This window comes from Balneicella halophila (assembly GCF_003096835.1).
Classification (GTDB): Bacteria; Bacteroidota; Bacteroidia; order Bacteroidales; family Balneicellaceae; genus Balneicella; species Balneicella halophila.
The window spans coordinates 1-13,372 of the sequence record NZ_QENZ01000008.1; the positions used below are offsets into that span (position 1 = coordinate 1).

At 33.0% G+C, this 13,372-nt stretch carries 13 protein-coding genes; all 13 read left to right on the forward strand.

Annotated elements, in window-relative coordinates; all coding sequences use genetic code 11:
- The first annotated feature begins 540 nt into the window (after positions 1–540).
- The 13 genes from C7377_RS09130 (at position 541) to C7377_RS09195 (ending at position 13,151) form a co-directional block, all read left to right on the forward strand.
- A complete protein-coding gene (locus C7377_RS09130; RefSeq protein WP_116497056.1) occupies positions 541–1,848 on the forward strand; it encodes a cryptochrome/photolyase family protein in 1,308 nt (435 codons plus the stop codon).
- 5 nt (positions 1,849–1,853) lie between these two features.
- Positions 1,854–2,339 carry a glutathione peroxidase gene (locus tag C7377_RS09135; RefSeq protein WP_116497057.1) on the forward strand — a complete coding sequence of 162 codons (486 nt, stop codon included), beginning with the start codon at positions 1,854–1,856 and terminating at the stop codon, positions 2,337–2,339.
- A gap of 70 nt (positions 2,340–2,409) precedes the next feature.
- The gene (locus C7377_RS09140) at positions 2,410–3,252 is read left to right on the forward strand and encodes a phytoene/squalene synthase family protein (RefSeq protein WP_116497058.1); all 843 of its coding nucleotides are present in this window, start codon (positions 2,410–2,412) and stop codon (positions 3,250–3,252) included.
- A 2-nt stretch (positions 3,253–3,254) separates the two neighbouring features.
- A complete protein-coding gene (idi, locus tag C7377_RS09145; RefSeq protein ID WP_116497059.1) occupies positions 3,255–3,767 on the forward strand; it encodes an isopentenyl-diphosphate Delta-isomerase in 513 nt (170 codons plus the stop codon).
- A gap of 20 nt (positions 3,768–3,787) precedes the next feature.
- The gene (locus tag C7377_RS09150; RefSeq protein ID WP_116497060.1) at positions 3,788–4,318 is read left to right on the forward strand and encodes a lipocalin family protein; all 531 of its coding nucleotides are present in this window, start codon (positions 3,788–3,790) and stop codon (positions 4,316–4,318) included.
- A gap of 12 nt (positions 4,319–4,330) precedes the next feature.
- On the forward strand, positions 4,331–4,978 hold the full coding sequence (locus C7377_RS09155) for a carotenoid biosynthesis protein (RefSeq protein WP_116497061.1): 648 nt from the start codon (positions 4,331–4,333) through the stop codon (positions 4,976–4,978).
- Positions 4,979–4,981: 3 nt separating this feature from the next.
- Positions 4,982–5,602 (forward strand): lysophospholipid acyltransferase family protein, encoded by a 621-nt coding sequence (locus C7377_RS09160; protein WP_116497062.1) that lies wholly within the window; start codon positions 4,982–4,984, stop codon positions 5,600–5,602.
- Between the two features lie 38 nt (positions 5,603–5,640).
- The gene (locus tag C7377_RS09165; protein WP_207778480.1) at positions 5,641–6,693 is read left to right on the forward strand and encodes a glycosyltransferase; all 1,053 of its coding nucleotides are present in this window, start codon (positions 5,641–5,643) and stop codon (positions 6,691–6,693) included.
- Positions 6,666–7,385: a TRAP transporter TatT component family protein gene (locus C7377_RS09170; RefSeq protein WP_116497064.1), complete on the forward strand. Its 720-nt coding sequence runs from the start codon at positions 6,666–6,668 to the stop codon at positions 7,383–7,385. Before C7377_RS09165 ends, C7377_RS09170 begins: the two co-directional genes overlap by 28 nt.
- 2 nt (positions 7,386–7,387) lie before the next feature.
- Positions 7,388–8,860 (forward strand): phytoene desaturase family protein, encoded by a 1,473-nt coding sequence (locus tag C7377_RS09175; RefSeq protein ID WP_116497065.1) that lies wholly within the window; start codon positions 7,388–7,390, stop codon positions 8,858–8,860.
- A 639-nt stretch (positions 8,861–9,499) separates the two neighbouring features.
- Positions 9,500–11,596 carry an ATP-binding protein gene (locus tag C7377_RS09185; protein WP_116497067.1) on the forward strand — a complete coding sequence of 699 codons (2,097 nt, stop codon included), beginning with the start codon at positions 9,500–9,502 and terminating at the stop codon, positions 11,594–11,596.
- 610 nt (positions 11,597–12,206) lie between these two features.
- Entirely contained in the window at positions 12,207–12,446 is a 240-nt protein-coding gene (locus C7377_RS09190; protein WP_116497068.1) for a hypothetical protein, read from the forward strand.
- A 57-nt stretch (positions 12,447–12,503) separates the two neighbouring features.
- On the forward strand, positions 12,504–13,151 hold the full coding sequence (locus tag C7377_RS09195) for a hypothetical protein (RefSeq protein ID WP_116497069.1): 648 nt from the start codon (positions 12,504–12,506) through the stop codon (positions 13,149–13,151).
- Positions 13,152–13,372 lie beyond the last annotated feature (221 nt).

Sequence of the window (13,372 nt, forward strand, 5' to 3'; positions counted from 1 at the left end):
CAAAATTCCTACATTTTCGCTTCACTCAAATTCCCGTCCTTTTGTAAATGCTATATCATCGCAGTGCTATGCCAATTACATATAGCTCTATTAGCTAAAAAAACACTATAATCAAGCAACGCCGTCACGGCGAGATTCACGCTACACATCATTTGCTATATGCAATTGGTTGCTATTTTTTTGTTCCCAAAAACATAAAATCTAACGATTTTAATTATCTTCACAAAAAAACAGACAACTACACATAGCACTGCGTTAGCTGCAAGTGAAAAGAACAAAACTGCAACATTGAAACCTGATTATAAAAATTGAAAAAACGGATTGAAAATATTTACTCTTTGATTGAAGGTTGGTGCAAGAAAAAATTAGTTTTTGCCCGCCCTCTTCTGCCCTTCGGGACAGTTGGAGAAGCCCACGCACATTGCACACTTTTGCAAATCGCACAGGCTGACGCACAAACCTAAATTTGCAAAAGAGTGCAATTTTTGCCAACCCACAAAATCGTGCAATTCATTCAAAATCACTTCATAAATATCAATCATGAATCGATTAAACAATAACCATAAAGAAAAAATAAATATATTTTGGTTTCGTCGCGATTTGCGACTTGATGATAATAGAGGCTTGTATGAAGCCCTAAAAAGCCCTTACCCTGTTTTACCACTTTTTATCTTTGATACTGATATTACAGACGAATTAACAGACGATGACCCAAGGGTAAACTTTATTTATAAACTAATTCATAACATCAATAATGAATTAAAGGCATATTCAAGTAGCATTTTATGTAAAAAAGGAAAGGTTATTACTGTTCTGAAAGAAATAATTGAAACCTTTGATGTGCAACAAGTTTATTGCAATGAAGATTACGAACCTTATGCAATTAAAAGGGATGAGTATGTTAAAACTACGCTATTAGTAAAAGGCATTTCTTTGTTTCGTTATAAAGACCAAGTTATATTTTCAAAGGATGAAATAGTAAAACAAGACAATTTACCATATACCGTATTTACACCCTACAAAAATAAGTGGCTGAGTACGTTTGAAGGTTTATCGGTCATAGATTATTCCAAAGTTGAAGTCAACAATTTTGTAAAGTTCAAAGCAGAACTACCAAAGCTTCACGAATTTGGCTTCCGAACATCTTCAAAAACAACAAGGCCATACTCAATTAATAATTTGCAAAATTATGCCTCAACAAGAGATTTTCCTGCATTAAACCAAACTAGTAACCTTAGCGTTTATTTAAGGTTTGGAGCAGTAAGTATTCGTAAAATCATATCAGAAATTAAGTCAAACAAAGTCTTTTTAAGCGAACTCATCTGGCGAGAATTCTTTATGCAGATACTATATCACTTTCCAAAAGTTATTGACCATAATTTCAAACCTAAATACGATGCGATTCAATGGCGAAATAATATGCAAGAATTTGAAAAATGGAAAAATGGGGAAACCGGATATCCCCTAATAGATGCTGGTATGCGCGAATTAAATGCAACTGGATATATGCACAACAGAGTAAGAATGGTGGTTGCCGGGTTTTTATGCAAACACTTATTAATTGACTGGAGATGGGGGGAAGCTTATTTTGCCGAAAAATTGATGGATTATGAATTGTCATCGAACAACGGAAATTGGCAATGGGCTGCGGGAACAGGTTGCGATGCTGCTCCTTATTTCAGGGTTTTTAACCCTACGGTACAAGCTAAAAAATTTGACCCTGAAAACAAATACATTAAAAAATGGATTTCAACTAAAGAATTATTAAATTACCATAAGCCAATTGTCGAGCATAAATTTGCAAGAGAAAGGGCAATTTCAAGGTATAAAAAAGGACTTTTAGAATAACTAAAATGGATAAAACTGATTTTTATAATTTAAACTTAAAAACTCCAAAGGGAGATACAATTAGGATGGACAGTTTCAAAAACAAAGTAGTTCTGATTGTAAATACAGCAACTAAATGCGGTTTTGCCCCCCAATTTAAAGGATTGGAAGAATTGCACCAAAAATATAAAGATAAAGGATTGGTTATATTAGGTTTTCCATGCAATCAGTTTCAAAATCAAGAGCCAGAAACTAATGATTCCATTGAAGAAGCTTGTGAAATCAATTTCGGAGTTTCTTTTCAATTAACAGAGAAAGTCGATGTAAACGGAATAAACACACATCCTGTTTTCAGATATCTAAAAAAAGAATTAGGAGGTTTATTTGGGAAACGTATAAAATGGAACTTTACTAAATTCCTGATATCAAAGGATGGAACGCCTTATAAGCGTTATAGTTCTTTTACAAAGCCATCGGTAATTGAAAAAGATATCATAAAAATATTGAATTAAATTTGAGATTACCTTTATTTGTTAATGGTAAGGTAAAAAGGTATATCTTGGATTAACTAAACCATATTGAATGAATGTTGATTTTTACATAGAGAACAGTTACCATATCTCAAAGCTGATTACTAAAAAATATAGCACCTCTTTTTCTTTGGCTACATCGCTTTTAGAAAAGGAAAAAAAACGTGCAATTTATGCCGTTTATGGATTTGTTCGTTTGGCTGATGAGATAGTTGATAGTCTAGATGGTTTTGATAAAGCATTTTTACTTAATAAGCTAAACGATGATCTGAATTACGCCCTTGAAAACGATATTAGTACCAACACCGTTTTAGTTGCTTTTGCCGATACTGTAAAGAAATACAAGATCAACCATGCGCTTATAAAATCTTTTATGGACAGTATGGAATACGATTTATCTAAAACCACGTATGATAGCCATGCCGATTTAGATAAATACATTTATGGTTCGGCCAATGTTGTCGGATTAATGTGTTTAAAAATATTCTGTAATGGAGAATCATGTTTATATGAGAGCCTTGAATTACCAGCTCAGCGCTTAGGGTCTGCCTTTCAAAAAGTCAACTTCCTCAGAGATATAAAAGAAGATATTCAGAGTTTAGGACGAACATATTTTCCTGAAATTACAGAAGGTGAATTAAACGAAGAAAACATAAAGCATATAGAGTTGTCAATCAAAAAAGACTTCGACGAAGCCTGGGTAGGAATAAAACAGTTGCCAGGCAGGTCAAAACTGGCTGTAGCCTTGGCATATTACTATTATAATGGTTTATTCAAAAAGATTTTACGAACTCCACCTGAAAAAATTATGAGTAAAAGAATACGGATTTCAAACATAAGGAAATACTTGATTATACTCAAGACTGCATTTATGTACAAAGCAAAGTTAATATAGGTATGGAAAAGGTAATATTGGTTGACAATAAAGACAATAGTATTGGTGAAATGGAAAAAATTGAAGCTCACAGCAAGGCTTTGCTTCATAGAGCTGTATCTGTCTTCATCTTTAATTCTAACAATCAATTGTTGTTACAAAAGCGAGCATTGTCAAAATACCACTCGCCCGGTTTATGGACAAATACAGCTTGTACACATCCTCGCCCTAATGAAAACACTAAAGACGCTGCCATAAGACGATTACAAGAAGAAATGGGAATGAGCGTGGATGAACTCACAAAAACCTTTGACTTTGTTTATAAGGAAAAACTTGACAACGAACTCACCGAACATGAGCTTGACCACGTTTTTATCGGTTTTTCTGATAATGAGCCTGTTCCCAATGCAAGTGAGGTTTGTGAATTCAAATATGTTGATAAAGAGACTATATTACAGCAAATACAGAGCTACCCAAACGATTATACTGTTTGGTTTAAAAAGATTATAGAGCAGGTATTAGCACATATTAAATAAACAATCATTTTTTTATCGATATGAAAAACACATATATAACCTTAATAATAATTGCTGTAATGATTAGTCTGTTCTCTTCCTGTAGTACTATTCCTAAAGGAGTTAAGGCGGTTAGTCCTTTTAAACAAGAAAAATACCTTGGAAAATGGTACGAAATAGCCCGTTTCGATTTTAAGTTCGAGCGTGGCTTAAACAATACAACTGCCGAGTACTCACAGCGAAATGATGGTAAAATAAAAGTATTGAACCGAGGATATGATTATGAAAATCAAAAATGGAAAGAAGCAGAAGGAAAAGCCAAATTTGTATCAAATGATACAACAGCAATGCTAAAAGTTTCATTTTTCGGGCCGTTCTATTCAGGTTATAATGTTATTGCCATTGACTCGGAATACAAATATGCTTTGGTATGTGGAGAAAGTTTTGATTATCTGTGGATACTTTCAAGGGAAAAATCCATACCAAATAACATTAAAGAAGAATATGTAGCAAAGGCGGAGAAGTTGGGCTTTAATACCTCAAACCTGCTATGGATAGAGCATAATAAATAGATTTTATTGAAAATGGAGTTATACCCTAAAAACAAAATACCAATATCAGAAGTAAGAAAGTTTCTTATAATCTTTTATATTGTTGGGCTAGTTGGTTTTATTATTCCATTTTCAAAACCTTTTTTTATTACTATTACTCCATACGCTTTATTGTTAAATGTTTATTTGCTGGCAATATATCATGCAAAATATACTTTAAAATACGTTCTGATATTTCTTATAATTTTTATTTCTGGATACAGCATTGAGGTTGTTGGTGTTAAAACAGGATTGATTTTCGGAAGCTACATATATGGAAATGCCTTGGGTATAAAGTTATTTGAAACACCATTATTAATTGGAGTAAATTGGCTTTTCTTAAGCTACACAGCAATTGGTATTGCCGAAAAACTAAGAATTAAAAAGTGGCTTACCCTATTTGTTGCTCCGGCATTAATGCTTGTTTATGACATTGTTATGGAACAGGTAGCACCAAAGATGGATATGTGGAACTGGCAGAATTCAGAAGTGCCAATAAGGAATTATGTTGCATGGTATGTAATTGCTTTCAGTTTTGTGTTGCTTTTAAAAGCATTCAAAATAAAGACTTCAAATCCTTTGTCTGCTATCCTTTTTATATGTCAATTTTTGTTTTTTACCGCTTTAACCTTTTTACTATAAACCATGATAAAGGCAAAGCATCATAAGGTTATATATCCCTTGTTTCAATGGTTGAGCAGGTTCTTAATCAACCGACACTTTAACGATGTTCATATCAATGGTGAGTTTGCGGATAATGGAAAACCTGTACTGATAATTGCAAACCATGTAAGTTGGTGGGACGGTTTTTGGATAATGTTACTAAACCTAAAAATCATTAAACGAAAATTCCATTTTATGATGCTTGAAGAGCAATTAAAAAAGCATTGGTATTTTCGGTATACAGGTGGCTATTCGGTAAAAAAGAATTCACGTAGCATTTTAAATAGCATTAGCTATAGTATTGAGCTCTTAAAGCAAACAAATAATTTGGTGTTGATGTTTCCACAAGGGGAAATACACTCAATTTACAACGATGCAGTCATTTTTGAAAACGGCGTTGAACGGATTATCAAAAATGCAGCAGCAAATACTCAAATCGTTTTTGTAACTAACCTGATAGATTATTTTTCCGATAGTAAACCAAATCTCTATATCTATTTCAAGTCTTTTTTTGCGCAAGATTTTCAGAAAACTACTCTGGAAAAGGAATACAATACATTTTACAAACAGTCCCTGAATTTCCAAAAAATTAAAACATCGTAATGATATACCTGGCCTACATATCGTTATTGTTTTTGGGAATGCAACTTCTCAATGTTGTTTTAAACCTTGTTTTTAAGCAAAGAATTAAAATTTCGGAAACTGAAAACAATGAACGAATCTCACTGTTAATCCCGGCCAGAAACGAAGAAACGAATATTTCATTTTTACTTTCCGATTTACAAAAATCAAAAAACGAAAACATTGAAATAATAGTTTTCGATGATGAATCAACCGATAATACAGCAGAAGTAGTACAAAATTTTGCCAATCAAGACAAAAGAATTGTTCTGTTAAAATCTGACGGATTACCCCAAGGTTGGTTGGGTAAAAATCACGCCTGTTACCAATTGGCTCAAAAAGCCCAGGGCAAATACCTTTTATTTCTCGATGCAGATGTGCGGATTGAAGCTAACGTAATTAACGATGCTGTTAGCTATCTGAAAAGATTCAACCTTAAACTATTATCGATATTCCCAATCCAGATACAAAAAACTTTCGGAGAGAAAATATCTATTCCGGTTATGAATTATATACTTCTTACGCTTCTTCCATTAGTATTTGTGAGGATTTCCCCTTTTAAATCACATGCGGCAGCAAACGGACAATTCATGTTGTTCGATTCGGAAACATACAGAAAAATACAGCCCCACCATTTATTTAAAAAATCTGCCGTGGAGGATATTAAAATTGCCCGACATTATAAAAAAGAAAAACTTAAAATTGCATGCTTAACAGGAGAACGGCGTATACAATGCAGAATGTACAAAACGTACAAAGAAGCCGTGAAAGGGTTCTCTAAAAACGTATTTATATTTTTTGGGAATATACCTCTTTTAGCATTTTTATTCTGGGCATTTTCTGCATTTGGTTTTATTCCCGTGTGGCTTGCTCTGCCACAATATTTGACATATTATTTTGCTGTTTTGGTAAGTGTTTTATTGTTGTATTCGTTAGTTGGCCGACAAAACAGCGTCATAAATTTTCTATTTTTTCCCTTTCATTTGTTATTTCTTATAACAATTTTAGGGAAAGCAATTAAAGTAAAAAAGCATAAAAAACTGGAATGGAAAGAAAGAAATATATACTCATAGCCTTGTTTGTTAGTTTCTGCGTGTCGGTTTTCGGACAAACAAATACAGAAATTTACAAAGCTTATATAAGTGGAAACATGGTCGCATGGAAAACGCACATGAATTCATATAAAGCAAATACCAATGAGCAAAAGCTGAACCTCATTAATTATCAATATGGCTATATCGCATATTGTATAGACCAGGATAAAGATGATGAGGCTGAAAAATACTTAGCAAAAGCTGAAATTATTTTGACTGAATTAGAAAAGAAGCAATATGAAATTTCCATGGTCAATGCTTACAAATCGGCATTCGTAGGTTTCAAAATAGGGTTATCGCCCTATAAAGCACCTTTTATTGGGCAAGAAAGTTTAGAGTTTGCAAAAAAATCAGTTACCCAGGATGACACAAATTATTTTGGATATGTTCAGCTTGGCAATATTGCATTTTACACACCTGCAATGTTTGGAGGCTCAAAAGCCGATGCCATGAAACATTATTTAAAAGCACTTGAACTTTTGGAAAAGAATCCACCTTCGTTAAAAAACAATTGGAATTATTTAAATTTATTAGCCACCATAATAAATGCTTATTATGAAATTGGTAAGTATGAAAAGGCAAAACAATATTGCATAAAAACATTGGCAATTGAACCCAATTTTGATTGGGTGAAGAATGTACTTTATCCGAAAATTAAGAAAAACTTATAATAATGAGTAAAAATATATTGATAGTAGGCACAGGGTTGGGAGGGCTTTCAACCGGTTTAAGATTAGCGTCGAGAGGTTACAAAGTTACTTTTGTTGAAAAAAACAATCAGGCAGGTGGGCGGTTGAACCAACTTAAGAAAGATGGATTTACTTTTGATGTGGGGCCAAGCTTTTTTAGTATGCCTTATGAATTTGAAGAACTGGTAAAGGATTGCGGAATTGATATGCCTTTTGAATTTGTGGAACTTGACCCTTTATACACCGTAAATTTTAGGGGAAGTGAAAAGAAATTTTTTCTTTACAAGGACATTGATAAATTAAGTGAGCAGTTTGAGGGCATTGAACCTGATTTTAAAAAGAAGTTCACAGCTTATCTGAAAAAGTGTGAGCAGTTATATAATGATACGGTTGATATAACAATAAAGCAAAATTTCAACAGCATTCCCTCATATCTGAAAGCTTTGATGCAAGTAAATCCTATCCACTTGCCTGTATTAATTAAAACTTTTTGGAAACAGGTAAACTCATATTTTGTATCGAAAGAAGCAAAACAAATTGTTTCATTAATTGCGTTTTTTCTTGGCAGAACACCTTTCGATACCAATGCTGTTTACACTTTGCTTTCTCATATAGAGTTTTCCAACACTGGTTATTATAATGTTAAAGGTGGCATGTACACCATTGTGACAAGCCTTGTAAATGAATTGCAAAAGTTGGATGCTACATTCATTTATGAAACAGAAATAGTAGATTACCAAGAAAGTAATGGTAAACTAACTTCTTTAATTGACCAGAACGGCAAAAAGTGGCAAGCTGATGCTTTTATAATAAATGCTGATGCAGCACTTTTTAGAGGAACTGTTTTTAACAGAAAGAAATACGCTCCTAAAAAACTTTCAAAAATGAGCTGGACAATGGGGTACCTGACATTTTATATTGGAATAAAAAAACAATTAAAGCAAATAGAACATCATAATTACTTTTTAGGCAACAATTATGAACAATATGCTAAGGACGTGATGAAAAACCCCGGCACTCTCGAAAAGCCATATTATTATGTAAATGCAGTATCAAAACACAATCCTGGTTGTGCTCCGGAAGGTTGTGAAGCCTTGTTCTTTGTTTGTCCGGTTCCTAATTTATTATTCAAACAAGATTGGTCAGATAGTGATGAAATTGTAAAGAGTATTATTGATGATTTTTCGGCAAGAATCAATCAGGACATATCAAAAGACATTGTTTTTCAAATGGTTTATACACCAGAAGAATGGCAAAATCAGTTTAATTTGTATAAAGGAGCCGGATTAGGATTGTCGCACGATATGTTGCAAATTGGAGCATTCAGACCTAAAAATTATGACGAAAAATTCTCAAATACTTTTTATGTTGGTGCTTCAACAATACCTGGTGCAGGTTTACCCATGGCAGTGATTAGTTCCAAATTAGTAACAGAAAGAATTTTAAACTATGAATAAACATCTGCCCTTCCTAAAGCCATACACATTGCCAAGTCGCGCAAAATATCTACCGCACGACCAAAACTTGTCAAAGAGTATGTCTTCTGCCACCACTTTTTTGCCGACCCTAAAACTATTTTTTTCGGGAACAGCAGTGCTTCGATTGGACGGGTTAATGATTGTAAAACAATGATAATCAATTGATAATGAATGAACACCAGCAGCTAACAAAGTATATAAAACATTTAGCGGATAGTGCTAATTTTAAGGCGGTTACATTTAATGAAAGTTGTAACGGTTTGACAGGTTTGCTCTTCGAAATGCCAAACGTTTCATATACGTAACCGATGATATAGCATTCGCCTGCGGCGAACAAAATTCCTACATTTTCGCTTCACTCAAATTCCCGTCCTTTTGTAAATGCTATATCATCGCAGTGCTATGACAATTACATATACCTCTATTAGCTAAAAAAAACACTATCATCAAACAACGCCGCCAAGGCGTGATTTACGCTACACATCATTAGCTATATGCAAGTGGTTGCTATTTTTTTGTTCCCAAAAACATAAAATCTAACGATTTTAATTATCTTCACAATAAAACAGACAACTACACATAGCACTGCGTTAGCTGTTATTTTAAAACGACAACACAATGAATAAAAGAATCAGACTTATATTTCTTGGAATTTCATTAATCTTACTAATTGGAGTAGGTAGATTTGTAACAGAAAGTTTTGATTTCCTACTCGATGACTTTTGGTTTACTTCTGGATTTCTATTGTTGATTCTTTTATCCTTAATCGACCAACCCCATTTCTCAAAAGATTCAAACGTCTTTATAAATGCTGTAACGGCTGGTATCTCGTTATTACTTGTTGAAAGTGAAAACAGAAATTGGGTTTTTTGGTTATTCTTAGGTATTACTTTATACTTAGCAATAAGTAGTTATATTTTAATGTGGCTTAGAAATAAATCACTAATTCATGAGAATAAATGGGTTCAATTTTTTTCAAGAATTAACAGAGAATTAGGTAAACCACAAACCTTATTTTCTGCATTTTTCTTATGGGGTGCAATTAATCAATTTGGAATATCAAGTAATGGATTCAATGCTTTATTACTTTATTGGGTAATATTTATGATATTAAACCTTCCTTCAATAGCTTCAATAATTAACAGAATATTTGAGAAAAAAGAATCAAAAAAACAGGACAATGTTTTAGGTGCAATTTTTGGCGTACAATCAAAAAATACATTTCTGGTAAAATTATTTCCAGACAGAAAAGAAACTATAAAACTATTTGATTTTGTTGAATTTATTTATTCCATTGACGAAAAAAAACAAATTAGAAAAGGATTAATTTTAGATTCTTACTTGCTTAATGAACAACAATGGATTAAAGTATTGACGACAAGTGAAATCAACAAAATATTTGATAATCAACCACTATTTAAGAACCATTCCGAAGACATAATTTATAAAATCAAAGATATTCCTGAAACTAAATATCTTGACACATTTGTAGGAATTGTAACTGAAAAATCAATAATTGAAAAAATTCGGTTTATTTATAATTCAAAGGCTTCAATCCAAGAAGGACAACTTCTTGAAGTAAAAGTTGGTAGTAAATTAATTCCTGTTTTCTACCAAATTGTAGAAGGAGAAACCAGAATCGAACAATTAGAAAATAAAAACGAAACTGGTTTAATAATTGGAGAAGCAATCCAGCTTGGTACTTGGAATCAAAAAAAAGTACGATTTGAACAGTTTGGGTGGGTACCAGATATTAACTCTCCTGTTTATATCGCATCAAAAATCCAAGAGGTTGAAACCTCAGAAAATGAATTTAAAATTGGTCATATCCCTGATACCAATTTCCCAGTGATAATTAATAAGGAACTTGCATTAACGCATCATACGGCAGTTTTAGGTGTAACAGGAACTGGGAAGTCCGTATTTTCAAGAAACTTAATAAGAGAATATCTTAAGGACAAATCGATAAAAGTAATTTGTGTTGATTTTACTGGAGAATACAAAGGTAAATTCACTGATTTATCACCAGCTAGAATAGTTGATGAAGAAAAGGATGCCGAACTTTACAAAACTTTTGAATGGGTATCAAACGAGCTGGAAAAATTTGGAAATCAACAAGACAAGGCAAATCTTAAAAAGGCTGATGATTTTATCAGAAAAACATTACAAGAAGCCTTAACCCTATTTTTGAAATCAGAAGAATCTCAATTGAGTATCTTTGAACTTCCAGACGTATCAAATACAGCAAGTATTTTAGAATATACAAGACAACTTTTTAAGGCATTATTTCAGTTAGCGAAAACTGAAAAATGTTTCAATCACAAAGTGTGCATTGTACTTGAAGAAGCACATACAGTAATTCCTGAATGGAATTTTGTAGGTATTGCAGACAAATCCTCACAATCACTTTTAAATAGTATTGCTCAGATTGCCTTACAAGGTAGAAAATTTGATGTTGGATTATTAGTCATTGCACAACGTACAGCCAATGTTTCAAAAACTGTATTAACACAGTGCAACACAATAATATCATTTCAGGAATTTGATAAAACCAGTAGTGAGTTTCTATCTAATTATTTTGGTCAAGGAATTGCGAACACTTTACCAAATTTGAAATTTAGACAAGCTATTGCTGCTGGTAAAGCATTAAAATCAAACGTTCCAATGATATTTGAAGTCCCGATAATAACTGAACCAAATGAAGAAGAAAAATAAAAAACAACAGCTAACAAAAGCTATATGTAATGCGGGTTTCAGCGGGTAATTCGACCACAGTTCTTCGTTGCAACACCGCCAATTCGTCTATGACGATTGGCGTAAAAAAGAAAATATGAATAAACGAATTGGCTCTGCGCAGTTTGACAGGAAAGTGCTTCGAAACCCCGCACTACACATAGCCAAACCGATGATATAGCATTCGCCTGCGGCGAACAAAATTCCTACATTTTCGCTTCACTCAAATTCCCGTCCTTTTGTAAATGCTATATCATCGCAGTGCTATGCCAATTACATATACCTCTATTAGCTAAAAAAACACTATCATCAAACAACGCCGCCAAGGCGTGATTTACGCTACATATCATTAGCTATATGCAATTGGTTGCTATTTTTTTGTTCCCAACAAGATAAAATCTAACGATTTTAATTATCTTCACAAAAAAACAGACAACTACACATAGCACTGCGTTATGCCACATTAAAAAAGTGCAATGCGGTTAAAGATGGGCTAATCCCCCAACGTCGAATATGTGAAAGTTGAAGCGACATTAAATATGAAGAAACCGAGAATCCTGAAAATCGAAAGAGTAAGGATAAATTTAAAACTATGATTATGAAAATTACTAAAAAAATCATTTCACCTTTTTTAGGTTTAGTTCTATTGTTCTTATTTATTCTTCCAATGAAAGCTGAAGCAAAAGCTTTTGGTTCTGATTGTGAAACTACTACGACTGGTGGTGGAGAATCTTGCTATGTCACAAAAACTGTATGTAAGAGATATTTTTTGTGGATTAGATATGATACAGAACTTACAGACATGCAAATTGATTGTTCTCACTTACAATAGTTACTAACTCTGACAGGAATAATGCAAGCATTATTCCTGTCTTAATAACAATTAAATATGAGAAAAACTTTAATATTAGTAATACTGTGTGCATTATTCAGTATTGGTCTTAATGCACAAGAAAACATATCTTGCTATGACACAATTATTAACCTTCAAGAAGTGTCTGTGTATGCGAAACAAGGTTTGTCAACTATAAAATCAAACAATAAGAAAGGTAGTATTCATGTTAGAGGTAAAGGAAAAACGTCTTTAGTTACTAAAATAGATGTTGATAAAAATACAAGTTATAACCTTGATGGTATAGAATTCTTTTTTAACTATCAGTGGCAAGGATTTGATGGTGAGGGATTTTATATAAAACCATTAATATTGACATCTAAAAATGGAAAGCCAGACTCAGACTATCTTAACAATCAGATATTATATTTTGTGAGCAAAGAAATAAATGAAGTTATTCATATTGATTTGTCAGAATTAGATATCAAAATAAATGGTATAAGTTCATTTTTTATAGGAATTGAGTTTGTTGATGCAGATGGACAAAGTAATTTTGAAGACTTTAATGTAACGATGGTTCCAATAAAGAAAGAACTAAATACATCTTTTATTAAAGGCTCTTGTCCGAAATGTACCTTTTCTCCCTTTGATTTAGATGAAAAAAATGGATTATCCCTGAAATATATCCTATACTACAAGGAATAACGTGGCATAACAAATTGTATATGGCAGGCGGGGGTTTTAGCGGTCTGACAAGTCAGACCTTGCGCCCACTTTCCTGCGGGTTTGACAGGACTTCTCTTGGAAATCCCGCCCGTCCACATACAAGTGACCGATGATATAGCATTCGCCTGCGGCGAACAAAATTCCTACATTTTCGCTTCACTCAAATTCCCGTCCTTTTGTAAATGCTATATCATCGCAGT

Bases quoted from the DNA above. Each gene is read 5' to 3' on its own strand.
- C7377_RS09150 (WP_116497060.1), top strand. From the start codon at position 3,788: ATGAAAAACACATATATAACCTTAATAATAATTGCTGTAATGATTAGT.
- C7377_RS09165 (WP_207778480.1), top strand. From the start codon at position 5,641: ATGCAACTTCTCAATGTTGTTTTAAACCTTGTTTTTAAGCAAAGAATT.
- C7377_RS09130 (WP_116497056.1), top strand. From the start codon at position 541: ATGAATCGATTAAACAATAACCATAAAGAAAAAATAAATATATTTTGG.
- C7377_RS09140 (WP_116497058.1), top strand. From the start codon at position 2,410: ATGAATGTTGATTTTTACATAGAGAACAGTTACCATATCTCAAAGCTG.
- C7377_RS09195 (WP_116497069.1), top strand. From the start codon at position 12,504: ATGAGAAAAACTTTAATATTAGTAATACTGTGTGCATTATTCAGTATT.
- C7377_RS09160 (WP_116497062.1), top strand. From the start codon at position 4,982: ATGATAAAGGCAAAGCATCATAAGGTTATATATCCCTTGTTTCAATGG.
- C7377_RS09135 (WP_116497057.1), top strand. From the start codon at position 1,854: ATGGATAAAACTGATTTTTATAATTTAAACTTAAAAACTCCAAAGGGA.
- C7377_RS09170 (WP_116497064.1), top strand. From the start codon at position 6,666: ATGGAAAGAAAGAAATATATACTCATAGCCTTGTTTGTTAGTTTCTGC.
- C7377_RS09190 (WP_116497068.1), top strand. From the start codon at position 12,207: ATGATTATGAAAATTACTAAAAAAATCATTTCACCTTTTTTAGGTTTA.
- C7377_RS09175 (WP_116497065.1), top strand. From the start codon at position 7,388: ATGAGTAAAAATATATTGATAGTAGGCACAGGGTTGGGAGGGCTTTCA.
- C7377_RS09185 (WP_116497067.1), top strand. From the start codon at position 9,500: ATGAATAAAAGAATCAGACTTATATTTCTTGGAATTTCATTAATCTTA.
- idi (WP_116497059.1), top strand. From the start codon at position 3,255: ATGGAAAAGGTAATATTGGTTGACAATAAAGACAATAGTATTGGTGAA.
- C7377_RS09155 (WP_116497061.1), top strand. From the start codon at position 4,331: ATGGAGTTATACCCTAAAAACAAAATACCAATATCAGAAGTAAGAAAG.